This is a genomic window from Streptomyces sp. WMMC500 (assembly GCF_027497195.1).
Lineage (GTDB): Bacteria > Actinomycetota > Actinomycetes > Streptomycetales > Streptomycetaceae > Streptomyces.
The window spans coordinates 5,741,610-5,767,678 of record NZ_CP114905.1 but is presented as its reverse complement, the minus strand read 5'-3'; the positions used below and the strand labels follow the sequence as shown (position 1 = coordinate 5,767,678).

At 73.7% G+C, this 26,069-nt stretch carries 23 protein-coding genes; 6 read left to right on the top strand and 17 right to left on the bottom strand.

The features are described from left to right. Positions 1–34: 34 nt before the first annotated feature. Genes O7599_RS24885 through O7599_RS24875 form a run of 3 tightly spaced genes read right to left on the bottom strand, consistent with a single transcriptional unit; the run spans position 35 to position 3,527 of the window. Positions 35–943: an SDR family oxidoreductase gene (locus tag O7599_RS24885; protein WP_281617834.1), complete on the bottom strand. Its 909-nt coding sequence runs from the start codon at positions 941–943 to the stop codon at positions 35–37. Continuing rightward, positions 940–1,980, bottom strand: coding sequence for an alpha/beta fold hydrolase (locus tag O7599_RS24880; protein WP_281617833.1), 1,041 nt, complete (start codon positions 1,978–1,980; stop codon positions 940–942). Before O7599_RS24880 ends, O7599_RS24885 begins: the two co-directional genes overlap by 4 nt. Further along, complete coding sequence (locus tag O7599_RS24875; RefSeq protein WP_281617832.1) at positions 1,977–3,527, bottom strand: NAD(P)/FAD-dependent oxidoreductase; 1,551 nt, start codon at positions 3,525–3,527, stop codon at positions 1,977–1,979. The genes O7599_RS24880 and O7599_RS24875 overlap by 4 nt, the downstream gene beginning before the upstream one ends. Before the next feature lie 240 nt (positions 3,528–3,767). Between O7599_RS24875 and O7599_RS24870 the strand changes: the two genes are divergently transcribed. Next, entirely contained in the window at positions 3,768–4,538 is a 771-nt protein-coding gene (locus O7599_RS24870; RefSeq protein WP_281617831.1) for a MerR family transcriptional regulator, read from the top strand. Between the two features lie 109 nt (positions 4,539–4,647). Here the strand turns inward: O7599_RS24870 and O7599_RS24865 are convergent, their stop codons facing one another. Next, a complete protein-coding gene (locus tag O7599_RS24865; RefSeq protein ID WP_281617830.1) occupies positions 4,648–5,652 on the bottom strand; it encodes a DUF6528 family protein in 1,005 nt (334 codons plus the stop codon). 153 nt (positions 5,653–5,805) lie between these two features. Between O7599_RS24865 and O7599_RS24860 the strand changes: the two genes are divergently transcribed. Continuing rightward, on the top strand, positions 5,806–6,813 hold the full coding sequence (locus O7599_RS24860; RefSeq protein ID WP_281617829.1) for a sigma-70 family RNA polymerase sigma factor: 1,008 nt from the start codon (positions 5,806–5,808) through the stop codon (positions 6,811–6,813). A gap of 312 nt (positions 6,814–7,125) precedes the next feature. Here the strand turns inward: O7599_RS24860 and O7599_RS24855 are convergent, their stop codons facing one another. The 5 genes from O7599_RS24855 to O7599_RS24835 form a co-directional block, all read right to left on the bottom strand. Next, positions 7,126–8,463: a sigma-70 family RNA polymerase sigma factor gene (locus O7599_RS24855; RefSeq protein ID WP_281617828.1), complete on the bottom strand. Its 1,338-nt coding sequence runs from the start codon at positions 8,461–8,463 to the stop codon at positions 7,126–7,128. A gap of 73 nt (positions 8,464–8,536) precedes the next feature. After that, positions 8,537–8,893, bottom strand: coding sequence for a YciI family protein (locus O7599_RS24850; protein ID WP_281617827.1), 357 nt, complete (start codon positions 8,891–8,893; stop codon positions 8,537–8,539). Positions 8,894–9,001: 108 nt separating this feature from the next. Then, on the bottom strand, positions 9,002–9,874 hold the full coding sequence (locus tag O7599_RS24845; protein ID WP_281617826.1) for a glutaminyl-peptide cyclotransferase: 873 nt from the start codon (positions 9,872–9,874) through the stop codon (positions 9,002–9,004). Beyond that, positions 9,765–11,498, bottom strand: coding sequence for a DMT family transporter (locus tag O7599_RS24840; protein WP_281617825.1), 1,734 nt, complete (start codon positions 11,496–11,498; stop codon positions 9,765–9,767). Before O7599_RS24840 ends, O7599_RS24845 begins: the two co-directional genes overlap by 110 nt. Positions 11,499–11,728: 230 nt before the next feature. Further along, complete coding sequence (locus tag O7599_RS24835; RefSeq protein ID WP_281617824.1) at positions 11,729–12,634, bottom strand: 3-hydroxyacyl-CoA dehydrogenase family protein; 906 nt, start codon at positions 12,632–12,634, stop codon at positions 11,729–11,731. Positions 12,635–12,917: 283 nt separating this feature from the next. Between O7599_RS24835 and paaK the strand changes: the two genes are divergently transcribed. Beyond that, on the top strand, positions 12,918–14,177 hold the full coding sequence (paaK, locus tag O7599_RS24830; RefSeq protein WP_281623501.1) for a phenylacetate--CoA ligase PaaK: 1,260 nt from the start codon (positions 12,918–12,920) through the stop codon (positions 14,175–14,177). Positions 14,178–14,198: 21 nt separating this feature from the next. Here paaK and O7599_RS24825 read toward each other — a convergent pair whose 3' ends face one another. Continuing rightward, positions 14,199–14,750, bottom strand: coding sequence for a GNAT family N-acetyltransferase (locus O7599_RS24825; RefSeq protein WP_281617823.1), 552 nt, complete (start codon positions 14,748–14,750; stop codon positions 14,199–14,201). Between the two features lie 96 nt (positions 14,751–14,846). On the opposite strand from O7599_RS24825, the gene O7599_RS24820 reads away from it, so the two are divergent. Next, on the top strand, positions 14,847–15,419 hold the full coding sequence (locus O7599_RS24820; RefSeq protein ID WP_281617822.1) for a hypothetical protein: 573 nt from the start codon (positions 14,847–14,849) through the stop codon (positions 15,417–15,419). A 151-nt stretch (positions 15,420–15,570) separates the two neighbouring features. Here O7599_RS24820 and O7599_RS24815 read toward each other — a convergent pair whose 3' ends face one another. Further along, the gene (locus O7599_RS24815) at positions 15,571–16,587 is read right to left on the bottom strand and encodes a superoxide dismutase (RefSeq protein WP_281617821.1); all 1,017 of its coding nucleotides are present in this window, start codon (positions 16,585–16,587) and stop codon (positions 15,571–15,573) included. A gap of 167 nt (positions 16,588–16,754) precedes the next feature. Here O7599_RS24815 and O7599_RS24810 point away from each other — a divergent pair, with 167 nt between their 5' ends. Beyond that, positions 16,755–17,783 (top strand): LacI family DNA-binding transcriptional regulator, encoded by a 1,029-nt coding sequence (locus O7599_RS24810; RefSeq protein WP_281617820.1) that lies wholly within the window; start codon positions 16,755–16,757, stop codon positions 17,781–17,783. Between the two features lie 60 nt (positions 17,784–17,843). Here the strand turns inward: O7599_RS24810 and O7599_RS24805 are convergent, their stop codons facing one another. Further along, positions 17,844–19,703 carry a sugar-binding domain-containing protein gene (locus O7599_RS24805; RefSeq protein WP_281617819.1) on the bottom strand — a complete coding sequence of 620 codons (1,860 nt, stop codon included), beginning with the start codon at positions 19,701–19,703 and terminating at the stop codon, positions 17,844–17,846. 246 nt (positions 19,704–19,949) lie between these two features. On the opposite strand from O7599_RS24805, the gene O7599_RS24800 reads away from it, so the two are divergent. Next, positions 19,950–20,696 carry a class I SAM-dependent methyltransferase gene (locus tag O7599_RS24800; protein WP_281617818.1) on the top strand — a complete coding sequence of 249 codons (747 nt, stop codon included), beginning with the start codon at positions 19,950–19,952 and terminating at the stop codon, positions 20,694–20,696. Positions 20,697–20,791: 95 nt separating this feature from the next. Here the strand turns inward: O7599_RS24800 and O7599_RS24795 are convergent, their stop codons facing one another. The 5 genes from O7599_RS24795 to O7599_RS24775 all read right to left on the bottom strand — a co-directional run bounded on the left by O7599_RS24795 (position 20,792) and on the right by O7599_RS24775 (position 25,948). After that, a complete protein-coding gene (locus tag O7599_RS24795) occupies positions 20,792–21,415 on the bottom strand; it encodes a hypothetical protein (protein WP_281617817.1) in 624 nt (207 codons plus the stop codon). 333 nt (positions 21,416–21,748) lie between these two features. Further along, positions 21,749–22,933 carry an SGNH/GDSL hydrolase family protein gene (locus tag O7599_RS24790; protein WP_281617816.1) on the bottom strand — a complete coding sequence of 395 codons (1,185 nt, stop codon included), beginning with the start codon at positions 22,931–22,933 and terminating at the stop codon, positions 21,749–21,751. A 64-nt stretch (positions 22,934–22,997) separates the two neighbouring features. Next, on the bottom strand, positions 22,998–23,570 hold the full coding sequence (locus tag O7599_RS24785; RefSeq protein WP_281617815.1) for a TetR/AcrR family transcriptional regulator: 573 nt from the start codon (positions 23,568–23,570) through the stop codon (positions 22,998–23,000). A 112-nt stretch (positions 23,571–23,682) separates the two neighbouring features. Next, the gene (locus O7599_RS24780; protein ID WP_281617814.1) at positions 23,683–24,960 is read right to left on the bottom strand and encodes a glutaminase; all 1,278 of its coding nucleotides are present in this window, start codon (positions 24,958–24,960) and stop codon (positions 23,683–23,685) included. 148 nt (positions 24,961–25,108) lie between these two features. Then, entirely contained in the window at positions 25,109–25,948 is an 840-nt protein-coding gene (locus O7599_RS24775; protein ID WP_281617813.1) for an alpha/beta hydrolase, read from the bottom strand. Positions 25,949–26,069 lie beyond the last annotated feature (121 nt).

The window sequence follows — 26,069 nt, the reverse complement described above, 5'->3', positions numbered from 1 at the left end:
GGTGCGCCCCTCCGCCGTAGTCCCGCTCCGGGGCCTACGCTTTCCGCTTCCCGCGCAGCGCCCGCGTCCGCTCGTCCGCCGCGCCACCGGCGCCGACCAGCCCGCCGCGCGCCGCGCGCGTCGCCGCGAGCAGCGGCGCCAGCTTCCCCATCTCCCGCTTCGCCAGCGGCCCGCTGACGACCGACGGCAGCGCGCCGCGCACCGACTGCATGCCGCGCAGCCACCACTGCCCATAGACGTGCGGCGAGCGCCGCTCGATGCCCGCGACCAGCCGCTCGACGGCGGGCGCGAGGGGATACGTCTTGTTCGACGGCCACGGCAGCCGCGCCCGCATGTCGCGCAGCACCTCGTCCGCGTCGGCGCCGCGCACCATGTCGGTGTCGGTCCAGCTCAGATAGCCGACGCCGACGTCCACGCCCTGGTGGCCGACCTCGGCGCGCAGGCAGTGCGCGAACGCCTCCACGCCGGACTTCGACGCACAGTACGCCGCCATCATCGGCGCGGGCGTGATCGCGGCGAGCGAGGCGATCTGGAGGTGGTAGCCGCGCGCGCGGACCAGCGCCGGCAGGAAGGCGCGGGCGGTGGCCACGCTGCCCAGCAGATTGACCTCGATGACGCGGTCGAAGGAGCGGGCGTCGGAGTCGAGGAACGGGCCGCCGGTGGCGACGCCCGCGTTGGCGACGACCACGTCGACGCCGCCGAAGTGCTCCTCGACCTCGGCGGCGGCGCCGGCCATCGCCTCGTGGTCGGTGACGTCCGCGTGCCAGTGGGCGGAGTCGCCCGGCAGCGCGTCGGCGACCTTCTTGAGCTCGTCCGGCTCCAGCCCCACCAGTGCGAGCCGCGCCCCGCGCGCCGCCAGCCGGCGCGCCAGCAGCGCGCCGACGCCGCGGGCGGCGCCGGTGACGACGACGGTCCTGCCCTCCAGTCCGTGCCGGCGGCTCATGCGCCCGCCTCCTCCTTCTCGGTGGCCGCCGCGGCGGCCGGCCCGGCTGCCGTCCCGGGCGTCCCGGCCGGCTCGACGGTCTCGGCCGGTCCCCCGGCGGTCTCTTCAGCCTGCGCCCCCGCCGGTGCTCCCGCCAGGTGGTCGCGTACGAGTTCGCGCAGCACCTCGGCGACCGCGTACGGCGCCTCGATCGGCGTCATGTGCCCCAGCCCGGGCAGCTCGGTGAACCCCGCGCTCTGCGGCAGCAGCTCGTCGATCCTCCGCGCCAGCCGCACCGGCGTGAGCTTGTCGGCGGCGCCGTGCACCACCGCGGCCGGCACCGGCATCCGCGCGACCTCCGCGTCCAGGTCGAGGGTCGCCAGCACCCGTCCCCAGGCGCCGCGCGCCCTGCGCGGGCTGGCGAAGACGATGCGGACGCTCGCCTCGATCTGCGCCGGGGTGGCGCCGCGCCCCAGGATCGCCGGGCCCAGCACCTTCTTCGACAGCGGCGTCACCGGCCCCATCGGCAGCTTCGAGACCAGCAGCGCGCGCTGCACCGCGGAGCGCAGCGCCCGCGCCCGCAGCGGCACCACCCGCGACTCGGGCACCAACTGCGCGCTGCCCGTGCTGCACAGCAGCACGGCCGCGGCCCGCTCGCGCAGATACGGCCGCCCGGCGGCGGCCATCAGCGTCATGCCGCCCATCGAGTGGCCGCCGATCACGGCCTTCTCGCCGGGCGCCAGCGCCGCGTCGAGCACCGCGCCGAGGTCGTCGGCGAGGGTGGCGGTGTGGTACGAGCCGACGCCGCCGGCGGGGCTGCGGCCGTGGCCGCGCTGGTCGTAGACGATGACGCGGTGCGCGGGTGCGAGCTGCCGGACGACCGGCGCCCAGAAGGCCGTCGAGCAGCACCAGCCGTGCGCGAGGACGACGGCGGGCGCGTCCTTCGGCCCGTGCTCCTCGACGTACAGCCGGGTGCCGTCGGCGGAGACGGCGGTCAGCTCGCGCCGGGGTACGGGCGGGGCGTACGGGCCGGAGGTGACGTGCATGAGCCGGCTCATCGGACGGCCTCCTCACCCCGGTGGGTTCCGGCGGACTCCGGCGCGAGGCCCGCCGCGCGCGGCGTCCCGTCCCCGGCGCGCAGCAGCTCGTACTCCTCCACGTGCACCTTCCTCGTCACCTTCCGGAACTCGGTCGTCGTGCCCGGCCACACGGTCGTGTTGCGCCCGTTCGCGTCCAGGTACCAGCTATCGCAGCCGCCGGTGTTCCACACCGTGCGCTTCATCCGCTCCTGCACGCGCGTGTTCCAGTCCTTCACCGCGGACGGGCGCGCGTCGAGCGCGACCCGGCCGCCGGACCCGCCGAGCTGGTCGAGGCGGCGGACGAAGTCGGCCATGTAGGTGAGCTGCGCTTCGATGATGAGGATCATCGAGCTGTTCCCGAGGCCGGTGTTGGGGCCGATGATCGTCAGCAGGTTGGGAAAGCCGGCCGCGCTCGCGCCGCGCAGCGCCGCCATCCCGCCGCGCCACGCCTCCGCGAGGGTGGTGCCGTCACGGCCCTTGATGCGGTCGGCGATGGGCATGTCCGTGACGTGGAAGCCCGTCCCGAAGATGATCGCGTCGGCCTCGGTCTCGGTGCCGTCGGCGGCCACGAGGGTCGACCCGCGCACCTCCCGCAGACCGGAGGCGACGACGTCGACGTTGGGCTGGGCGAGCGCCGGATAGTAGTCGTTGGACAGCAGGATCCGCTTGCAGCCGATCCGGTAGTCGGGTACGAGTTTGCGGCGCAGGTCGGGGTCCTTGATCGCCCGGCTCAGGTTCCGCTTGGCCATGAGCTCCACGAATCCCAGCTCGTTGGGACGTTTGGTGAACGCCTGCACCTGAAGTTCGCGGATGCCCCACAGGAGGCCGCGGCGCAGCTTGGTGGTCGCGGGTACGCGCGCGTGCAGCCACCGCTCGGGCGCGCTGATGGCGCGGTCCACGCGCGGCAGCACCCACGGCGGCGTGCGCTGGAAGACGGTGAGCCGGGAGACCTCGGGCTGGATGGACGGCACGATCTGGATGGCGGAGGCGCCCGTGCCGACCATGGCGACCCGCTTGCCGCCGAGCGGCACGTCGTGGTCCCAGCGCGCGGAGTGGAAGACCTTGCCGGGGAACGTGTCGAGGCCGGGGATGTCCGGGACCTTGGGGTCGGACAGCGGCCCGGTGGCGGAGACTACGACGTCGGCGGTGAGTTCGCGGTGCGCGGTGTCGATCTCCCAGTGCAGCTCGTCGTCGTCCCAGCGGATGCCGCGCACCTCGTGGTCGAAGCGGATGTGCTGCCGTACGCCGAAGATGTCGGCGACCTGCTCCAGGTACTCCCGGATGTGCTCCTGGCCGGAGAAGGTGCGCGGCCACTCGGCGTTGGGCGCGAAGGAGAACGAGTACAGGTGGGAGGGGACGTCGCAGGCGCAACCCGGGTAGGCGTTGTCCCGCCACGTGCCGCCGAGCGCGCTCGCGCGCTCCAGCACGACGAAGTCCGTGATCCCCTCCCGGCGCAGCCGTACGGCGGCGCCGAGGCCGCCGAAGCCGGAGCCGATCACCGCCACCCTGACGTGTTCGCGCGTCATCGCCGTCGTCCTCCCTGCCGTGGAGCCGCGATTGCGCCAGCATTCACTGGCACGATGAGAGTAGGGCCTCTTCTTACCCATGGGTAGGGGGCCGGCGTGATCGGTTTCCGCCCGGGAGTGGGGTGTCGGCGGGAGGTCCTACCCTGGTGGTCGGGGCGTACGGCGCAGACCTGCGAGGACGCCGGGAGACGGACGAAGGACCGACGAGAGACCGCGGAAGACCGGCGGAAGGGACAGACGGTGGGACGCGAATACCGGACGGGGGAGCTGGCGGAGCACGCCGGCATCACCGTCCGCACCCTGCGCTTCTACCGCGAGCGCAAGCTCCTCCAACCGCCGCGCCGCGAGGGCCGTATCGCCTGGTACGGGGAACACCACCTCTCCCGGCTGCGGACGATCGCCGCTCTGCTGGACCGCGGCCACACCCTGGGCGGCATCGCGGAGTTGATCTCCGCCTTCGAGAGCGGCAGGGACGTACGGGGCGCCGCCGAACTGCTCGGTCTGGAGGAGACGCTGGCCAAGCCGTGGTCGGAGGAGACCCCCGTGCGCATCACGCCGGAGGAGCTGGCCGACCGGTTCGCGGGCGAGGTCTCGCCGGAGAACCTCGCCACGTCCATCGACATGGGCTATGTCGCCGTGGAGGGCGAGGAGTTCATCCACGTCAGCAGAAGGCTGCTGGACGCCTCGTCGAAGCTGGTGGCCAAGGGCGTGCCGCTGGCCGCCGTGCTCGCCGCCGGCCGCGAGGTGCGCGCGCACGCCGACGACCTCGCCGAGCTGTTCACCGGGCTCATACGCGCGCACGTGCTGGCGGACGTCCTGGACACACCGGCGGGCGAGCTGACGGGTGAGCAGGTGGAGCGGCTGACGGACGCGCTGGAGCAGTTGCGGCCGGTGTCGATGGAGGTGCTGGAGGCGGAGGTGGCGATGGCGATGGACCGGCGGGTGCGCAAGGAGTTCGAGGAGTGGAAGCGCACGCACGCCGGGTCCACCGCCGAGGAGCCCGAGGGCTGAACGGGCCGGGCCGGCACCGGCTTTCAGAACGCCGGAAGCCTCACCTCACCGGAGGTCGGGTCCGGTGGGGGCGCCGGCGCGGCCGGACCCGGGCCGGGTCACCGGGCGTTCACCGGGGCTCCGGCACCCACCAGCGCGCCTTGTAGATCCCGCCGTCCGGGAGCCGGTACGCGCCCTCCGGGTTGTGCGCCGACACCGTCGTCGTCCACCACGTCTCGCCGAGCCCCGGCTCCGGCACGGTCGTGGCGACCCGGCCGCTCCCCCGCACGTCGCTGACCGCCTTCACGCTGCGCCGGCTGATCTGCGCCGCACCGGCGAAGTCCTGGCGGAACTCGCGCCGGGCGATGTCGTACTGGTACACCGCGTGGTTGGTGGTCAGCCACAGCCGGCCGGGACGGCTCGCGACGAGGCTGAGGTCGTGCCCGCCGGCCCGGACGCCCTCGGGGTGCGGCAGCGCGGCGCCGTGGACGCGGGTGAGCGTGGGCTCCGCGCGCGTACCGCCGACCTTCAGGGCGATCAGTTCGTCGTAGCCGATGGCCCACAACACGCCGCGCCAGGTGTCCCACTGGAGCCCGTGCGCGTCGTCGAAGCGGTACTCGGCGTACGTGTCGTTCGCCGGGCCCTGCGACGCGGCGTAGAGGCGGATGGTGTCGCCGGTGCTGCCGGCGACGGCGACGTTGCCGTCGGGGAGCAGCTCGATGCTGTGCGGGTTGACCGTGTCCGTGCCGCCGGCGAGGGCACCGGCCCAGTAGCGGCGGCCGGTGGGCACCTCGACGACGGCGGCGAAGCCGAAGGAGGCGGTGGTCAGCAGGTACGTACGGCCCCTGCGGCGGCGGGCCTTGGCCTCGTCGACGTACGTCCAGCTCGCCTGCGGCACCAGGTCCGCGTACCTCTCGTCGCCCTCCGGCGAGAAGGCCCAGCGCACGGCGTCCGCCGAGTCCCACGGCAGGCGGGGGTCGAGGACGAGCACGCGGCGGGACTTCTGGTCGGTGACGGCGACGGGCGGCTCGGGCCTCGCGCCGGCCGCGTGCGCGCCGGCGGCCGGAAGCGTGGCGGCGGCGCCCGCGCCGAGGGCGGTGAGCAGGGCCGTACGTCGGGTGGGTCTGCCGGTCATGGGCACTCCTGGTCGGGTTGCTCTGATCAACATCAGCCGCACAGTGCCACGCCGGGTGGCGGGAAGTAAGCCCTTGCGATAGCCGGTTGGTGAATTCTGTGCATCTGTCGCACCCGATGACCGTTGTCGGTGCCCGCCCGTACGATGGCGGGCGTGACCAGAGAAACGGTGGCGGCCCCCGCCGCGGAAGAGCCGGTGGAGAATCGCCTGGAGTCCCACCGCGTCGAGCTGACCGGGTACTGCTATCGCATGCTCGGCTCCGCCTTCGAGGCGGAGGACGCGGTCCAGGAGACGATGGTGCGCGCCTGGAAGGGCTTCGACCGCTTCGAGGGCCGCGCGTCGATGCGCTCGTGGTTGTACCGCATCGCCACGAATGTCTGTTTCGACATGCACGGCAGCCCCCAGCGCCGCGCCCGCCCGATGGATCTGTCCTCGCCCGGCGCGGCCACGACGTCCCCGGAGGTCGTCCTCGGCGCGGCCCTACCGGAGGCCACGTGGCTGGAGCCGATGCCGGACGCGAAGGTGCTCCCCGAGGGCGGCGACCCGGCCGAGGTCGCGGCCCAGCGCGACTCCGTGCGCCTCGCCTTCGTCGCCGCGCTGCAGCACCTGCCGCCGCGCCAGCGCGTGGTGCTGATCCTGCGGGACGTGTTCGCCTGGAAGGCGAGCGAGGTCGCGGAGCTGCTGGAGACCTCCGTGGCGTCGGTGAACAGCGCGCTGCAGCGCGCCCGCGCGACGCTGGCCACCGAGGCCCCGGCGGACAGCGAGCCGGCCAAGCCGCTGGACGCGGACCAGCAGCGCTTCCTGGAGCGGTACGTGGACGCCTTCGAGCGGTACGACCTGGATGCGCTCACGGCGCTCATGCGCGAGGACGTCGTCCTCTCCATGCCCCCGCTGCCCCTGTGGTTGCGCGGCCCGGAGGACATCCGCACCTGGTTCCTCGGCACCGGCTCGGTCTGCCGCGGCTCCCGCCTGGTCCCCTGCTCGGCGAACGGCATGCCGGCCTTCGCGCAGTACCACCCGGACCCCGAGACCGGCGGGCACCGCGCCTGGGCGATCCAGATCCTGGAGATCGAGGACGGCAAGGTCACGGGGATGAACAACTTCCTGGGCGTGGACCGCCTGTTCCCCCTCTTCGGCCTGCCGCTGGTGCTGGAGGACTGAGAACGGGAGGACCGGCGCAGCCGGACCGGGCCGGCTCCGGGACCGCCCGGCACCCGGGGCGCGTCCGCGCGGGCGTCACCGCAGCCCTGTCCACCACCGTTCTCCGCGCCTCCGCCCCGCAGCGCCCCGTCTCCCATGGTTCGCCCCGCCACGACCTGGCCTGCCACGGCCCCGTCTCGCGACGGCCCGTCTCAGCCCGCCCGGTCCCCCCCGCGGTCCGCCTCGCCTGTCCCGCCACGGCCCGTCTCCCCCACGCCTGTCGGCCACGCCCCGTGCCGCCACGGCCCCTCCGTCACGGACCACCGCCGTCCGCTATAGCCCGTCCGGCGAGGACTCCGCTCGGGTCTGCAGCAGCGTGCGCTCCTGCGCGTTGCGCGTCAGGTCCGCCGCCCGCGCGAACTCCGCCCGCGCCTCCGCCGCCCGCCCCAGCCGCCGCAGCAGGTCGCCGCGGACGCTGGGCAGCAGGTGGTAGTCCTTCAGCGCCGGCTCGTCCGCGAGCCCGTCGACGATCCGCAGCGCCTCCCCGGGCCCGTACGCCATGGACACCGCCACCGCCCGGTTCAGCTCCACCACCGGCGACGGCGCCACCCGCGCCAGCGCCTCGTAGAGCCGGACGATCTGCCCCCAGTCCGTGTCCTCCGCCCGCGGCGCCCGCGCGTGGCAGGCGGCGATGGCCGCCTGCAGCGCGTACGGGCCGGGCCCCGGCGCCCCCGCCGCGACCAGCGACTGCGCCCGCGCCAGCGCCGCGAACCCGCGCCGGATCAGCAGGTGGTCCCACCGTCGGCGGTTCTGCTCCAGCAGCAGCACCGGCTCACCGTCGGGCCCCGTGCGTGCCGCCGCCCGCGACGCCTGGATCTCCAGCAGCGCCGCCAGCCCGTGCACCTCCGGCTCCTTCGGCATCAGCCCCGCGAGCACCCGGGCCAGCCGCAGCGCGTCCTCGCACAGCCCCGGGCGCATCCAGTCGTCGCCCGCGGTCGCCGAGTAGCCCTCGTTGAAGACCAGGTAGATGACCTCCAGCACCGACGCCAGCCGCTCCGCCCGCTCCGCACCCTGCGGCTGCTCGAACGGCACCTCCGCCTTCGCCAGCGTCCGCTTGGCCCGGACGATGCGCTGCGCCACCGTCGGCTCCGTGACCAGGAACGCCCGCGCGATCTCGTCGGTGGTCAGCCCGCCGAGGAGCCGCAGCGTGAGCGCCACCCGCGCGGGCGTGGACAGCACCGGGTGGCAGGCCGTGAACACCAGCCGCAGCAGGTCGTCCTCGATGTCGTCGTCGAGGACCGCGGCGAGTTGCGCCTCGCCCTCCGGGCGGCGGCTCTCCAGGTCGTGGCCGATCTCCGCCAGCTTGCGCGCGTAGCGCTCCTTGCGGCGTACGAGGTCGATGGCCCGCCGCTTGGCCGTGGCCGTCAGCCACGCGCCGGGGTTGTCGGGCACGCCCGACTCGGGCCACTGCTCCAGGGCGGCGACCAGCGAGTCCTGCGCCAGTTCCTCCGCCACCCCGACGTCGCGCACGATACGGGCCACGCCCGCGATGATCCGCGCGGACTCGATCCGCCAGACCGCGGCCACGGCGCGGTCGGCGGCCCCCCGCGCGCCGGCGGGCGGCCGGGGTGCGTCCTCCCGCCGGGGGCGGGCGTCCTGCGAAGCCGTCACAGCCCCACATCAGAACAGCCCGCCCCGGCCGGAGGCAACTCGCAACGGCCCTGACCTGGGCCGTCACGATCGACTACGGCTCCATGATCTCCCGCAGCTCCAGGGTGATGACCCACTCGTCACCGTGCACCTTCAGGAAGCGGTTGGCCCACTCCAGGGCCTCCTCCTTCGACTTGACCTGGGCGATCAGATAGCCGCCGACCAGTTCCTTGGCCTCGGTGAACGGCCCGTCGACCACGGACAGGTTGCCGCGGTCGGAGGTGACCCGTACGGCCTCCTCCGCGGGCTTCAGCCCGGCGGTGTCCAGCAGCACCCCCGACCTGGTCATCTCCTCCAGCAGCTTGCCCATCTCGTCCATGATCTCCTGGCTGGGCATCCCGTCCTTCGGGCTGCGCTCCAGGTCCGGCTCGATCAGCATCATGTAGCGCATCGCGCGTCTCCTCGATCTCGTCGCGGGCGGCCGTGTGCCGTCCTCTGCCCCTGCGTCGAACGACACCCTGCCGGATCGACACGGGCGCGGAGTTTTTTTACGGCGTCGTCAGCGCGGCACGAACGCGACCCGGAACATCCGCGGCCAGTACTTGCCGGTGAGCAGGAACTCGTCGCCGCCGGGGACCGCGGCGATCCCGTTGAGCTCGCGCGCCCCGGCCCGCAGCTCGGCCGGCGTGAGCAGCCCCGAGGCGTCGATGCCGGCGGTGACGGCGCCGGTGTCCGGGTCGATGCGGACCAGGGTCTCGGTTTGGTAGACGTTCGCGTAGACGCTGCCGTCGTCGGTGCACTCCAGCTCGTTGAGCCGGTCGACGGGGACGCCGTCGCGGGTGACGTCCACGTGGCCGGTGGCCTCGAACGTCTCCGGGTCGCGGAACGTGAGCCGGGAGCTGCCGTCGCTCATGACGAGCCGGCCGCCGGCGCCGCCGTCCGTACCGTCGTGGCACAGGCCCCAGCCCTCGCCGTCGTAGCGCACCCGGCGCAGCTCCTTGAGGGTGTCCGCCTCCCGCTCGATGGCGATGCCGTTCTGCCAGGTGAGCTGCCAGAGCCGGGAGCCGACGAGCGTCAGGCCCTCGCCGAAGAGCGGCGCGGGCAGGTCGCGGCGGACGGTGGGCGGGCCGCCGGCGGGGCCGCGGCGGACGGAGGAGCTGCCCTCCAGGCCGGTGCCTTCGTAGAGGTCGGCGCCGCGCAGCTCCAGGCCCTGCGTGAACGCCTCGGTGTCATGCGGCAGGCGCTCCAGCACCCGTACCCGTAGCTCCTGAGGGGCCTGGTCCGTACGGGCCGGGCTCCGGCCTCCCCCGCCGGCTACGCCCTCACTGGCGGGGGTGCCCCCATTGGTCGCCGCCGCCTCCGGATCCCCCGTCGAACACGCGGCCAGGGCCACGGCGAGGAGGGCGCAGACGGTCACGGTGATGCGGCGCATGGGGCCACCTTGACACAGCCGTCGCGCCGCACGGGGGCAGGGCCGCGTCGGTGTCGTCGGCGGCAGCGGCCGGCGCGGGGTCCGCGGGGGCGCGCGTGGCGACGGGGCCGGCCGCGCCCGTCGCCGTGGCCGGGCCGGAGCCCGGCGGGGCCGATAAGCGAGAGCAGCCCACGTGGTGCGGCGCCAGCGCGGCTCCGCCGGAGGCGGCGGCAGCGGCGAGGATGAGCGCCGCCACCGCGGGTGACGGGCCCGCGGGGGCGGCGTTCTCCGGCGCCGGGCCCCGGGGTGCGGGGGTCCCGGGCGCCGGGGTGTGGGGGGCGGGGGTGTCGGGCGTACCGGTCTCGGGGCCGCGGGGGCCGGTGTGACCGGCGTCGGCGCGACCGGCGGGGGACGCACCCGTCCCGGACACGCCTGTCCTCGACGCGTCCGTCCCGGGCACATCCGTCCTCGGCGCATCCTTACCGGAGGCACCTGCCCCCGACGCATCCGTCCTGGACACATCGGTCTCGGGCGCCTCCGTCCCGGCCTCCGCGGCCGGGGCGGTCTCGTAGAGCACCGCCGCCGCTGCCGCGCCCGCGTGGTACGCCGGGGTGGGCGCGGGTACGGAGCCGGGCGGAGTCCCGGGCCCGTCCGGGACCGGGACTACCGGGTCGGCAGATGCGGCGGGCTCCGCCGGGGTGACGTGCTCCGGCGGGGTGACCTGCTCGGGCGGCGCGGCGGGCGCCGGCACCCGGCCGGTGACCGGCGCCGCGGCCACGTCGTCCGGCCCCGCGGCGGGCTCGGTGGCGGGCTCCTCCGGCGGCGTACGGTGCGCCTGCACCGTCAGCTCTATCAGCCCCGCCGCCGCGACCACGCCCGCCCCGACGGCGAGCAGGGCGCCCAGCACCCCGTACCGCACCGTCTCGTTCAGCGCGGTGACGCCGACCGCCGCCGCTATCACGGGGTTGACCACCGTCAGCGTCGCCAGCGGCGCCGAGAGGCCCGCGCCGCGGTACGCCGCCTGCGACAGCAGCAGCCCGGCCGGGGCCAGGATCGCGATCATGCCGATCGCCAGCGGGTCGGTGAAGTCCGCGGTGACGTCCTTGGTGAACACCGACGCCATGCCGAACGCCGCACCCGAGCCCACCGCCAGCGTCACGCTCCGGGCCGCCGCATGCCGTATCCGCATGCCCGCCAGGGTCAGCACGCCCAGCACGGCCACCGTCGCCACGGCCAGCCCCATCGCCGTCGTCCCGCCCAGTGCCTGCGACTCCACGGGGTCGACGAGCGCCAGCAGCGCCACGAGCCCCACGGTCGACAGCAGCGCCCCGCGCCAGGCGGCCCGCCCGGCGCGGCGGCCGAGGAACAGCGCCGCCATCGGCAGCGCGAAGACGATGGTCAGCGCGCCCAGCGGCTGGACCAGGCTGAGCGGCCCGTACGCGAGCGCGATCATGTGCAGCAGCGCACCCGAGCAGTTGAGCACGACGGAGGCCCACCAGCTCCCGCGGTGCAGCGGCGCGAAGGACCCGCCGGCGCCGTCGGCGTCGGTCGTCGTGGCCGCGACACGCTCCTGGACGAGGGCGGCGCCGGCGTACGCCACCGCTGACACCAGCGAAAGCAACACCGACAGCATGAGTGGGCTCATATAGCAACGATCCCGCGATCGGTGGCGAAAGTCGTCATCCTGGCGGATGCTCTGGGTCGTACTGCCGGAGCAGTACGCCCCCCGGGGGAACCCCTCCCGGGTCGCATTTCCCGCCCCGAACCGTCCCCCTACCGGCAGGTAGCCACGAATGCGCCGGATCGGGTGTCCCGGGACGCGCTACGGGCCCTGAACCCCGCCCGGCCGGGCAGACCACCCTTCCGGGGCGCCGCTCACGGCCAGGCGTAGAAGCCCTGCCCCGTCTTGCGCCCCAACTCGCCCCGCGCGACCTTCGCCCGCAGCAGCTCCGGCGGCGCGAACCGCTCCCCCAGCGTCCGGCACAGGTGCTCGGCGATGGCCAGCCGGACGTCGAGCCCGACGAGGTCCGTCAGGCGCAGCGGGCCCATCGGGTGCTTGTAGCCCAGCTCCAACGCGGTGTCGATGTCCGCGGGCGCCGCCACGCCCTCCTCGGCCATGCGGATCGCCTCCAGGCCCAGGGCCACCCCGAGCCTGCTGCTGGCGAAGCCGGGCGAGTCCCGTACGACCACCGCCGTCTTGCCCAGCGTCCGCGCCCAGCCGCGCGCCGCGGCGAGCGCAGCGGGACCGGTCTCCGGCGCGGTGACCAGCTCCACCAGCTCCGAGGCGGGCACGGGGTTGAAGAAGTGCATGCCGAGGAACCGGCCCGGCCGGCCGAGGGCGGCGGCCAGCTCGGTGACGGACAGCGAGCTGGTGTTCGTGGCCAGCACGGCGTCCGGGCCCACCGCCCGCTCGGCGTCGGCGAGCACCCGCGCCTTCAGCCCGGCGTCCTCCGGCACCGCCTCCACCACCAGCTCCAGCCCCGCGTCCGCCGGCAGCTCCGCGACGGAGGCGACGGCCCGCACCCGCGAGCGCACCTCCTCCGGGTCCACGCCGGCGGCGAGCCGGCCCCGTTCGGCGGCCCGCCGCAGCCCGCCGGCGACCCGCTCCACCGCTGCCGCCGCCGCGTCCGCGCCGCTCTCCACGATCACGACGCGCGACCCGGCGGTCGCGAACGACTGCGCAATCCCGGCGCCCATCCGGCCGCCGCCGACGACCGCCACGGCGCGGGGCGCGTCCGGCGCTGTGCTGTGCTCGGTGTCGTCGGTCAACTCGTGCGTCATGTCGTACGTCCTGTCGTACCTCTTGACTGGGATCCGGCCGCTCCGCAAGCTAACCGAATGATCGGTCGGGCCACAAGGCCGCGGAGCCCCGGGGCCGGAGCCGTATCGTCCGCGACCCGGCGACGGGCGCTACCGCGGCGCACGGCGAGCACGCGGCGACCGGGAGCGGCAACGGGAACGGCCGCGTGAACGGCGCGCGCGACGAGAACGGCTCGGAGGGACACGCGTGAGCGACACGACGACGACCGACGGCACCGACCCCCTGCTCGACGCCGGCGAGCGCATGTCCCCGGGCGAACTCCGCGCGTACCAGCTCGACCGCCTCCGCGCCACGCTCCGCCGCGCGTACGACAACGTCCCCCTGTACCGCCGCAAGTTCGACGCCGCCGGCGTCACCCCCGACGACTGCCGCACGCTCGACGACCTCGCCCGCTTCCCCTTCACCACGAAGGACGACCTGCGCGCGGACTACCCCTTCGGGATGTTCGCCGTCCCCGTCGCCGACGTCCGCCGCCTGCACGCCTCCAGCGGCACCACCGGCCTGCCCACCGTCGTCGGCTACACCGCGGCCGACCTCGACACCTGGTCCGGCCTCGTCGCGCGCTCCATCCGCGCCGCGGGCGGCCGGCCCGGCCACCGGGTGCATGTCGCGTACGGCTACGGCCTGTTCACCGGCGGCCTCGGCGCCCACTACGGCGCCGAGCGGCTCGGCTGCACGGTCATCCCCGCCTCCGGGGGGATGACCGCGCGGCAGGTGCAGCTCATCCGGGACTTCGCGCCCGAGGTCATCATGGTGACGCCGTCCTACATGCTCACGATCATCGACGAGTTCGAGCGCCAGGGCATCGACCCGCGGACCAGCTCGCTGCGCGTCGGCATCTTCGGCGCCGAACCGTGGACGGAGGAGATGCGGCGCGAGATCGAGGAGCGGGCGGGCCTGGACGCGGTGGACATATACGGCCTGTCGGAGGTCATCGGGCCGGGCGTCGCGCAGGAGTGCGTGGAGACCAAGGACGGGCTGCACGTGTGGGAGGACCACTTCCTGCCGGAGGTCGTGGACCCGGTGACGGACGAGGTGAGGTCGGCGGGCGAGGGGGGCGAGCTGGTGTTCACCTCGCTGACGAAGGAGGCCATGCCGGTCGTCCGCTACCGCACCCGCGACCTCAGCAGGCTGCTGCCCGGGACGGCGCGGCCGGCGTTCCGGCGGATGGAGAAGGTCACCGGACGCTGCGACGACATGATCATCCTGCGCGGCGTGAACGTCTTCCCGAGCCAGATCGAGGAGATCGTGCTCCGCACGCCGGGCGTGGCCCCGCACTTCCAGTTGCGGCTGCACCGGGAGGGCCGTCTCGACCGGATGACGGTACGGGCCGAGGCCCGGCCGGGGGCGCCGGTGGAGCAGCGGGCGGCGGCGGGCGAGGCGATCGCGCGGCGGGTGCGGGAGGGCGTGGGGGTGGGCGTGGAGGTCGAGGTCGTGGAGCCGGAGACGCTGGAGCGGTCGGTGGGCAAGATCCGCAGGGTGGTGGACGAGCGGGCGGGGTAGGGGGACGGCCGCCGCCGCGGCTCAGCGTGCCGCGGCGCCCTCGGCCTGCTCGCCGTCGTGCTCTTCGCCCGCGCCCGCGGTGCCGGCCGCCCGCAGCGGCTTGGCGAAGCAGCGGCTGTCCTGCTCGAAGCGGTAGTAGCCGAACTTCTCGGTCGGCTCGTACCCCTCCGATATGTAGAGCGCTATGGCCTCCGGCTGCTTGTTGCCCGTCTCCAGCACCATCCGCACCCGCCCCGCGGCCCGCGCGCTCTCCTCCAGCGCCGCGAGTATCCGCCGGGCCAGCCCGCGCCCGCGGGCCTCGGGGACCACGTACATCCGCTTCAGCTCCGCGTCGCCGGCGCGGTGCCCCTCCGGCGTCGCGTCCATGGCCCGCCAGCCGCCCGTGGCGAGGGGGGTCCCGTCGGCGTCGTACGCGAGCAGGTACAGGCCGCGCGGGGGCGTGAACTGCAACGGGTCCATCTCCGTGTGATCACCTTCGCCGTACCGCTCGGCGTACTCGATCTGGACGCGGTCGTTGAGCGTGACCGCGTCGGGGTGGTCGTAGGGCACGGCGACGATCTCCATGGCGGCCATGGTACGAACCCGCCGCCCGGTGCCGAACCGGGCATCCCGGTGCAGGTGGCCGGACCCGGAGACCGCGAGGGGTGCCAGCGGCCATACTTTGGGACCGTGGAGGAGAACAAAGGTCTGAACGTCACGCCCGTTTACGCCGCCGCCGCGACGGACCCGGCCGCTCTGCCCGGCCTGGTATCGCCGCCGCCGGACGAGAAGGAGGAGGACGAAGCCACAACGACCGACGAGACGCAGGACCCCGAGACGGACACCGAGGACACCGAGGACGCCGACACGGACGGGGACGGGGACGGCGAGGAGGACACGGCCGAGTCCGAGGCCGAGGCCAAGGACGACGACGGGGCCGAGGACGAGGACGAGGCGACGGGAACCGGCGACGCGGCCGGCGACGGACCCGTCTTCGAGGCCACCGACCGCCGCGGCTCGGTGACCGTGGACAGCACCGGCGTCCGCTTCCAGCTCGACGACACCGAGGCCGAGTTCACGTGGCCGGAGATCGGCGCGGTCGAGTACAAGACCTCCCGGTTCGGCCGCCGCCTGGTCCTGAGCGTCCACGACAGCCGCGGCATCTGCCCGGCGGAGGTGGAGGCCCCGGACAAGGGGACGCTGAAGCAGTGGGCGAGCGACCTGGAGTCGACCCTCGACGCCTACTTCGAGGAGTCGTCCTAGCAGAGAGGTCACACACGCACACGAGCGAAGTAACCCCACAAACGCGGCTCCCGCGGCGCCACCGACACCCCCGGCCCGCGCCGCCGGCCGCGTACGCCGTGATCTCGCTGATCTCCCGTGCGCTGAGCTCGCGTTCGCTCATGTACCGCCCTCAGAGGGGGACCGCCACCGCGTTGAAGGTGGTGTCCGGTTCCTGGGGGGACGTGAAGCGGGCGTTGACCAGGTAGAGGCGGTTGCCGTAGCGGGCAGCCGTGGTGGGGACGTCGAAGCGGGGGTCCGTGATCGTGTGGTGCAGGGTGGCGGTACGGATCGCACGGTCGAGGCGGAAGGCGGCGACGAGGTTGTCCCGGTTCCGCACCACGTACAGGGTGTGGCCGACGCGGGCCAGGCCGTCGCCGTTGGCGACGTCCGTCGCGCCGCGCAGCGCGAGCTCCGTGGCGTGGCCGGTCCGCAGGTCGACGTGGTACAGGCGGCCGGGGGAGCTGCTGACGACGATGACACCGCGGCCGTCGGGGGTGTCGACGATGCCGTTGGCGTTGAAGACGCCCGGCGTCTGCACCCAGTCGCCGGTGAGCGGGAGGGTGCGGACCTCGCCGGAGCGGCCGCGGGGGACGGCGTAGAGGACGGCCGCCTGGGAGTCGGTGAACCAGGCGCTGCGGCCGAGGAGGACGGTGTCGTTGACGAAGTGGCCCGTCGGGGGCGTCAGCCGGTGGGTCGCGACCACCGCGCCGGTACGGGCGTCGATGACGCTGGCCGTACCGCCGGCGCCGCCCGCCACGTACAGCAGGCCGTCGCGGTCCAGCTTCAGGCCGATGGACGCCGTGCCGGGGGCGCCGGCGTGGACGACCTTGCCCGCGCCGGTGCGCAGGTCCGCGCGGAGGACGGCGCCGTTGGCGCGGGAGCCCATGTATGCGTACGGGCGGCTGCCTATCGTGATGCCCTCGGGGAGCCAGCCGTCGGGGAGCGGGAACTCGGTCGGCCAGTCGCCGCCGCGGCCGTGCCGCGCGCTCGCACCGGCCGGGCCGGCCGGCCTGGTCGTCCCGTGCGGGCCGCTCGCGCCGTACGCCGCTCCCGTGCCGGCCGCCGTCGCGGCCGTGAGCGTCGCGCCTGCGGCGGCGCCGAGGAGCAGGCGGCGGGAGAGCCGGGGGTGGGGGTGGTTCGGAGTCATGGTTGCGGGCCTTCCGTGGCAGTGGACGGCAGGGGTGGGCGCACCTCGGTAACTCTGCGAACGTCCGAAACAACGGATCGTCCGCTCCGCAAAGTTCCCGCACGCCGGTCCCCCACGCGCCCGCTTCCCCGCGCGCCCCCGCCGCCCCTGCCTGAGAAGATGACCCCATGCCGTCCCCCGAAGCATCGCCGCAGCGCAGCGCCATCGGCGTGCGCGACGTGGCCGCGCTGGCGCGGGTGTCACCCACGACGGTGTCCAACGTGCTCTCCGGCAACCGTCCCGTCAGCGCGGCCACCCGCGAGCGCGTGCACTGGGCGATCGACCAGCTCGGCTACCGCCCCAACCTCTCCGCGCGCAACCTGCGGCTGCGCCGCGCCGGCCTGATCGCCGTCGCCGTGCCCGAGATCGACATCCCGTACTTCGCGGAGCTGACGCGGCACGTCGTGCAGGCCGCCCGTACCAGCGGCTACACCGTGCTCATCGACCAGACCGAGGGCCGTCTCGAAGCCGAGCGCTTCGTGCTCAGCGGCATGAACCCGGGCATGGTCGACGGGATCCTCTTCAGCCCGCTCGGCATCGAGCGGCACGAGTTCGACAGCCGCCGCGGCAGCACCCCGCTGGTGCTCCTGGGCGAGCGCATCACCGGCACCGGCGTCGACCACGTGGCGATCGACAACGTCGCCGCCGCCGCCGACGCCACCGCGTACCTCCTCGGCCGGGGCCGCCGGCGCGTCGCCGCCCTCGGGCACCAGGAGCCGCGCGGCGGCGGCACCGCGCCGCGGCGCACGGAGGGCTACCGCCGGGCGCTGCGGGCCGCGGACGTGCCGTACGACCCGGCCCTCGTCGTGCACACGCCCTCCTACCACCGCCGCGACGGGGCGCTGGCCATGGCCGCGGCCCTGGACCGCGGCGCCCGGCCCGACGCGGTGTTCTGCTACACCGACCTCCTCGCGCTCGGCGCGATCCACACGCTGCACGAGCGCGGGCTGCGGGTGCCGGAGGACGTGGCGGTCATCGGGATCGACGACATCGACGACGGGCGGTACAGCAATCCGACGCTGACGACGATCGCGCCGGACAAGGAGGAGATCGCCCGGACGGCGCTGGGGCTGCTGCTGGACCGGATCGCGGACGGGGGGCGGGCGGCGCGGCAGGTGGTGGCGGCGCACCGGCTGGAGGTCAGGCGGAGCGCGTGAGGGTGCGTACGCGCTCGCGCGTACGCACCCGGTCGCACACGCCCCCACGGCGGGCAGGCCCTACGCCCCCGCGTCCCCCTCCCCCTCGTACGCCGCCGCCCGGAGCTGCGCGGCCCGTACCCGCCGCACGTCGAGCTTCTCCGACCGGTCGAACCGGTAGATCCCGTTCTGCTCCTGGAAGACGTCCGTCAACTGCGTGTAGCAGTAGCCGAACATGTCCGGGTCCGCCAGCAGGACCCCGGTCAGCCCGTCGAACCGCTCGTGGAACTCCTCCTCGTCGCGCGGTCGCTGCCCGTACCCCCACGACACCAGCCGGTCCTCGCCCGCCGAGGCCGCCGCCTCCTCCGGGTTCCACCAGATGCCGCCGAACTCGCTGCAGAAGTACGGCTGCCCGCCGTACGGCAGCGACCAGGTCCGCCCCGCCGCCTCGTCCTGCGGGTTGACGAACGGGGTGCCCGCGCCGAGGCCCGCCATCAGCTCGCCGAAGACCTTCGGGTCCTGCTCGTAGCAGTGCGAGTCGTAGACGTCGGTCTCCGCTACGCGGTGGGCGTACCCGGAGGCGTCGAGGACGGGCCGGGAGGTGTCGTGGGCCTTGGTGGCGAGGAACATCGCGCGGGTGACGTCGTCGAGGACGCTCTGCCGGTCGGTCAGGTCCTGCCGGGTCTCGTTGAGCGGGCACCAGCCGATGACGGCGGGGTGGGAGTAGTCGCGCTCGACGGCCTCCAGCCACTGCGCGACGAAGCCGGCGGTGGGCTGCTGGTTGTCGGGGCCGACGGGCCCTCCGGTGCTGGCGCCCCAGTCGCCGAACTCGCCCCAGACCAGGTAGCCGAGGCGGTCGGCGTGGTGGAGGAAGCGCTCCTCGAAGACCTTCTGGTGCAGCCGGGCGCCGTTGAAGCCGGCGGCGAGGGAGAGTTCGATGTCGCGGACGAGGGCGGCGTCGTCGGGGGCGGTCATGAGGCCGTCGGGGTACCAGCCCTGGTCGAGCACCAGCCGCTGGAAGACGGGCTTGCCGTTGATCAGGATCCGTTTCCCGTCGATCGTCACCGCGCGCAGACCGGCGGTGCAGACGGCACGATCGGTCACGGTGCCGTCGGGACCGGTCAGTTCCAGCGTCAGCTCGTACAGGTGCGGATCCTCGGGGGACCAGGGGCGGCGCCGGTCGTCGGGCACGGGCAGCACGAGGCGCGGCGCGAGGTCGAAGTCCGCCGCGACCGCGGCCTCGACGACGACGCCCTGCGCGTCGCGCAGTTCGGCGCGGACGCGGTGGCCGGTGCGGCGGCCGGCGAGCGGGACCTCGACGTGGAAGCAGCCGGCGGCCAGGTCGGGGGTGATACGGGGCCGCTGCAGGTGCGTGTCCGCGACGGGCTCCAGCCAGACGGTCTGCCAGATGCCGGTGGTACGGGTGTAGAAGCAGGCGTGGTTGTCGTACGCGGTCGACTGCTTGCCCCGCGCCTGCGGCCCCTGCGCGGCGTCCCGCGCCCGCACGACGACGACGGCGTCCTCCCCGGCCCGTACGACACCGCCGAGATCGGCGGTGAACGGGGTGAACCCGCCGCTGTGCCGGACGACCTCACGCCCGTTGACCCACACGGTGGCGTCGTGGTCCACGGCCCCGAAGTGCAGCAGGACCCGCCGGCCGGCCCACTCGCCGGGTATCCGCACGGTGCGGCGGTACCAGACGGCGTGGTGGAAGTCGGTGTCCCCGATCCCGGACAACTCCGATTCGGGACAGAACGGAACGACGATCCGCTCGGGCAACTCGGCCCCGGCCAGGCCGCGCTCCAGCCCGCTGTCGCCGGGGTCGCGGGCGAACTGCCAGGTGCCGTTGAGGTTGAGCCAGTCCGCCCGGACGAAGCTGGGCCGGGGGTACTCGGGCCGGGGAGTCCCCGCGGGGGCGGGGGGAACGTGCGCATCGGACATGGCGAAGGGTCTCCTGGAGGAGGCATCGGGTCGGACGGGGTGCTTCCCCGCCATCTCAGCATCAAGATGCAACGTTGTAAACCACACCTTGACGAGGCTGCCGCGGCAGGACTTGTAACGTTGCAACACGCCCGTGGAGAGGCCCACGCGCCGCCACCCCGTACGTACCCGAGTTCGAACCCGGCGCTAGCATCGGGCATCCGGCACACGCGGGGTTCTTCGGCACACGAGAGGGCTGCATCCGGCATGGCGGACTTCGACGAGCTGGCCCACCTGTTCGAGAGATTCGCGGAGGACACCCGCGGCCTCTTCCAGCCCTGGCTGGAAGAGCACCTGCACGAGGGCGGCCGCGCCGTCGACCTCGGCTGCGGCTACGGGCGCTTCACGGGACTACTGGCCGCGCGGTACGAGGAAGTGCTCGCGATCGACGTCGCCGCCCGCGAGATCGAGATGGCCCGGGCCCGGAACACCCTCCCCAACGTGGTCTACCGGCAGCAGGCGCTGGCGGACCTCGTACCGGAGCGCGACGGCCGCTTCGACCTCGTCCTGGCCGTCAACACCCTCCACCACGCGGGCGACCACCGGGAGGTGCTGCCGCACGTGAGGAGCCTCGTCGCCCCCGGCGGGCACGCGCTGCTGGTGGACATCGTCGACACCGCGCCCGCGGGGGCGCGGGCCACCCGCGAGTGGCACGAGAGCCACGCCTTCCAGGACGCCCACGACAGCTACACCAATCCGCGGCGCTCCCGCAGCCCCGACGCCGCCGCCGACATCCTGCGGCTGCGGCTGCACCCGGCCTGGCTCGCCATGGTCACCAGAAGCCCGCGTCTGACCCGCCGGGAGTACCACCAGGCGTACGGGGCGGTCTTCCCCGGCGCCAGGTTCGATGACGACATCCACACGGTCGCCTGCGCCATGCGCTGGATACGCCCCGTCGCCCCCGGGCCGGCGGGGCCGGCGCACGACACGGCGGACGGCATCAGCCGGACCTGACCCGTCTTCCCGACCGGAACTCCGGCCGCCCGCGGTGCGGGCGGCCGGAGGGGACGCCGGAGGTGGGGGGTGGGACGGCGTCGGTCAGCTACGGGTCAGCTCCGGTCGTAGAGGTTGAACTCCTCCCAGGCCCCGGTGACGGTTTCGGAGCGGGCGCGCAGCACGTACTGGAGGGAGCCGGTGTAGTTGTTCTCCATCGCCACGAACATGCCGTTCAGTTCGGAGCGGAAGGCCCAGCGGTCGAGCTCCTCGTTGTACCAGAGCGAGAAGCGCTCCCAGGCGCCGGCGCTGGTAGAGCGGGCGCGCAGCACGTTCTTGGCGCTGCCCGTGAAGTTGCGCTCCACCGCCACGTACCGGTTGTTGGCCCTGGACTTCAGCGCGTAGGTCTCGGTGGTGCCGTCCCAGACCAGGTCGAAGGTCTCCCAGCTTCCGGGGTTGGCGGAGCGGGCGCGCACCACGCCGGTGCGCGGAGCCGCGTAGTTGACCTCGGCGGTCGCGAAGCCGCCGTTGCGCACGGACTGAATCGCGACGGGGTCCTGCGCGTTCGCCGCGTCCGCGCGCGCCCCGTCGGCCAGAGCGGCCGGCTGCGCGCCCTTGATCTCCTGCCACCCGTCGGGCGCCCCCGCGGGCGACGAGCCGGGCTCCGCGGCGGCCGTACCCAGCCCGGAGAGCCCGAGCGCGGCACACAGGCTGACCACTGCTACAAGCGTGCGTCTCACGTTGTCATGTCCTTCACGTCGGTCGATGCCTCGCCGCCCGCCGGGAGACCGGGTGCGCCGGCACTTGTCGCGGAACGGCAGCGGCTGTCCGCCGCACGGCAGCGGCGGACACCAGGACACGGAGATCCCACCCTCTGACTCCTGCGAGCACCGGTGTCGTGCTCAGCAGCCCCACCCTTCCCCTGCGGTGCACTTTCGCATCTCCTGTACGGATTACGGATGAGGGCCGACGATTGCGGTGCAATGTTCGCGCCTCGTTCACCGGGGATTCGCGCGAGGACCGCCATCCCTTCGGAACCTCTCCCGGCCCGGTCAGGCGCTACGGGCGCCGGCTCAGCGGTGCTCCGGGGCGAAGGGGCCGCCGGCGCCGAAGGCGAGGCGGGCGAAGCGTTCGCCGATGTGCCGGTGGGTGGCGGGGTCCGGGTGGAGTTCGTCGGGCAGCGGCCGTTCGGCGTAGTCGGCCTTGCCGTAGAGGTCGAGGCCGTCGAGATAGTGCAGGTTCGGGTCGGCGGCGGCGCGCTCCCGGACGATGCGGGTGAGCTCGTCGCGGATCACGGTGAGGGTCAGCTTCCCGGCGGCGGTCTCCGCGGGGTCGCCGGTGCCCGTGAACCGCAGCCGCCCCTCGTTCATCGCGGCGGTGTCGGGTGCGCTGGGCCCGGGGGTGTCCTCGTGGATGGGGCAGTAGATGGCGGAGGCGACCAGCAGGGGGGTGGCGGGGTGTCCCTCGCGGATGGTGTCGAGGAAGCCGTGCACGGCCGGGCCGAAGGCGCGCAGCCGCATCAGGTCGGCGTTGACGATGTTGATGCCGATCTTGAGGCTGATCAGGTCGGCGGGGGTGTCGCGGATCGTGCGCGCGGCGAACGGGTCGAGCAGGGCGCCGCCGCCGAATCCCAGGTTCACCAGCTCCACCTCCCCCAGGGCGGCGGCCACGGCGGGCCAGGTCCCGGTCGGGGTCGCGGCGTGGGAGCCGTGGCTGACCGAACTGCCGTGGTGCAGCCAGACCTTGCGGCCGCGGGGCGGCGCGGGCCGGACGGGGGCGTCGGTGCGCAGGCTGACCAGGTGGGTGGTCTCGTCGTGCGGCAGCCAGATCTCGACGTCCTTGTCGTCGCCGGACAGGCCGGTGAACCGCAGGGTCTGCACCGGCCCGGACCGGGTTTCCGCGGTCCCGGCGGCCATGTCGATGGTGAGTACGTCGCCGTCCGGCACGCCGGCCCGGCCCGCGAGCCGTCCGTCGACGAGCAGTTCGTACACCCCGTCGGGGCGCGGCGGCGCGCCGACGTAGACCCGCTTGGTGGCCACGACGTCCAACTCGACGGCGGTGGCCGGGGTGCGGAAGGCCAGTCGTACGCCGGAGGGCTGCGACTCCGCCATGGCCAGTTGGCCGTCGGGGATCTGCCGGCGGGCGTGCGGAGGCAACCGGTGGGGCAGGACGCCGCGTTCGGTGTGCTCCAGGTCGAGAGCGCCGCGCAGGAGGTCGGCGGTGAGGGGGGTGGTGGTCCAGTCGTGCTCGGTGTGCATGTCCTCGGCCTCTTCGATCGGGAGGGGCAGCCGGGCGGGTCGGTCGGACCGGCCGGGCGGGCGGTCAGGAGGCGGTGGGCCAGGTGCGCAGCAGGACGTCGAGCGCGTCGAGGATCTCGGTCCAGCTCTCCTGCGCGTCGGGAGTGCTGTGGCTGAAGCTCCCGGCGGTTTCGAGGGTGACGTAGCCGCTGAAGACGCTGCCCAGCAGCCGTACCGCGTGGGTCTGGTGGGGTTCGGCCAGGTCGTATCCGCGCAGGATCGCCCGCGTCATCTGCGCGTGCCGGACACCGGCGCCGGCGGCCGCCGCCTCAGGGTCGAGCCGGAACCGGGCGGCGGCGAAGCGGCCCGGGTGCTTGAGGGCGTAGTCGCGGTAGACGTTCGCGAAGGCGGTCAGGGCGTCCTTGCCTGCCCGCCCGGCCACCGCGGCGGAGACCTGGTCGGCGAGTTCCTCCAGGGCCAGCAGGGCGATCCGGGTCTTGAGGTCGTGGGCGCTCTTGACGTGCGAGTACAGGCTCGCGGTCTTGACGCCGAAGCGCCGGGCGAGCTCCGCGGGGGTCGTCTGCTCGAAGCCGATCTCGTCGGCCAGGTCCGCGCCCGCCAGGACCAGGCGCTGCGTGGTCAGTCCTACTCGCGCCATGCCCCACCTCCGAATCACTTCCGGGGTTGCGCCACAGTCGATTATGCATTTGCCTACACCGATTAGGCAAATGGGCACACCCTTCAGGGACCCTCGTACAGTGATCACCGTTTCAGGCGGTACGGGCCTGATCGAGCCTGCCGACGACGGTGACCCGGCCACCGTCGCCGGGATCCGGATCGGGGATGATCGACTCCGGGTCGACGAGGTAGACCTCGTGACCGTCCAGCGTGAGCCGGCGCACGATCTCCAGCAGCATGCGCCGTGCCACGTCATCGAGCGAATGGACCATCGTGAGATCCAAGGCGACCCTGGCCTCCGCGGGCGCGGTGTCCACGGTCTCCCGGACCACCCTCTCGACCGCGGCGAAGCCGATCCCGCCCTGCAGTTGGAAGACCCGGAGCGCGTCCGGTCCGCTGCCGACGACGTGATTGGACCGCACGACCGCGCGCGCGGCGGCCGGGACCTCCATCACGTGCAGCCCCATGTCGGAGGAGAACCGCTCGAAGAGCGACACCCCGCGGACGCTGTTCCCGTGGGGGTCCAGTCGCGGTGAGAAGGTGGCGATGCCGATCTGACCGGGGAGCGCGCCGATCAGGCCGCCGGCCACGCCGCTCTTCGCCGGAATGCCCACCTGGGTCGCCCAGTCACCGGCCGCGTCGTACATGCCGCAGGTGGCCATGACGCTCAGCACCTGGCGTACCACCGGTTCGCGGATCACCTGTTCACCCGAGAGGGGGTTCACCCCGCGGTTGGCCAGCGTCGCGGCCATCATGGCCAGGTCCCGCGCGGTGACGAGCACGGAGCACTGGCGGGTGTAGCCCTCGACGACGGCCCTCGCGTCCTCGGTGAGGATGCCGTGGCTGCGGAGCATGTGGGCGATGGCGAGGTTGCGGTGCGCGTGCTCCATCTCCGACGCGCACACCGCATCGTCCATCCCCAGCCGGCGGCCGGCAAAGGCCGAGAGGCCGTGGACCACGCGCTCCACGCGCTCCGCCGGATCCATGTCCGCCGGGCCGGCGAGCGAGTGGGCGGTGATGGCACCCGCGTTGATCATGGGATTGCGAGGGCGCCCGGTCTCGCTTTCGAGGGAGATCTCGTTGAACGCCTCGCCCGACGGCTCGACGCCGACCTTGGCGAGCACGGGGTCGAAGCCGCGGTCGCCCAGTGCCAGGGCGTACGTGAACGGCTTGGAGATCGATTGGATCGTGAACTCGGTGTCGGTGTCGCCGGCACCGTAGACCTTGCCGTCGACGGTGGCGAAGACCGCGCCGAGGCGGTCGGGGTCCGCTGCCGCGAGTTCGGGGATGTACGCCGCCTGCTCTCCGGAGGTGTCCGGCTCGACGTCTCCGAGTGCCTCGGTCAGATAGTCGGGAATCATCGACCGCATTCGTTCTCCTCCGTGCAGACGGACACCTGCTGCGCGGGAACGGCTGCCCCCGCTCTCGCGCTCCTGCGGAAAGCGGGGGCGGCCGTTCCGCAGAGAACCCGGCAACAGGCCACGGGTCTCCCGAACAGTCTCCGGTCTCGTCGCGGATCTAGCCCAGGAAGGCGCGCAGAGCCGAATTGACCTCGTCCGCGTGCGTCCAGAGCAACCCGTGCGGGGCGCCCTCGATCTCCACGTACTCCGCCTTGGGCAGGTCCTGCCGGAAGCGGCGGGCGGTGGCGTCGATGGGCAGGATCTTGTCGGCGGTGCCGTGCAGGATCAGCGCCGGCTTGCCGCTGTCGCGGACGGCTTCGACATCGGCGCGGAAGTCCTCGATCCAGGCGGAGACGACCGCGTAGGCCGCCACGGGGGCGCTCGACGTCGCCACGTTCCAGCTCGCGGTGACGGCCTCCTGGCTTATCCGGCTGCCGAGGTTCTTCCCGAGATCGTAGAAGTCCGCGAAGAACTGGGTGTACCAGGCGTACCGGTCACCCTTCGCCGCGGCCTCGATTCCGTCGAAGACCTCCTGCGGCACACCCTCGGGGTTGTCGTCCCGGGCGACGAGGAAAGGCTCCAGCGAGGCCAGGAACGCCAGCTTGGCGACCCTTTCGTGGCCGAACCGCGAGACGTAACGGGCGAGTTCGCCCGTACCCATCGAGAAGCCCACCAGGACGACGTCGCGGAGGTCGAGCGTCTCCAGCACGGTGTTCAGGTCCGCGGCGAAGGTGTCGTAGTCGTACCCGGAGTTCACCTTGGACGACTTGCCGAAGCCCCGGCGGTCGTAGGTGATGACGCGGTATCCGGCGTCGAGGAGGTCGCGCGTCTGGCGCTCCCAACTGTGACCGTTCAGCGGGTAGCCGTGGATGAGGACGACGGGCTGACCCGCGCCCTGGTCCTCGTAGTAGAGCTCGATCGGCGTGCTGTTCTCGTTCCCTACGGTGATGTATCCCATGGGTTCGTCCGTTCCGAGTCGCTGTGATGTCGATACCTGGCGTCGACGGCGCACCTCCGCGTCAGCGGACGGCCGCGCGCGGCGCGTTCGGCCTGCGGCCCGCCCGTCGCACCCGCGGTGA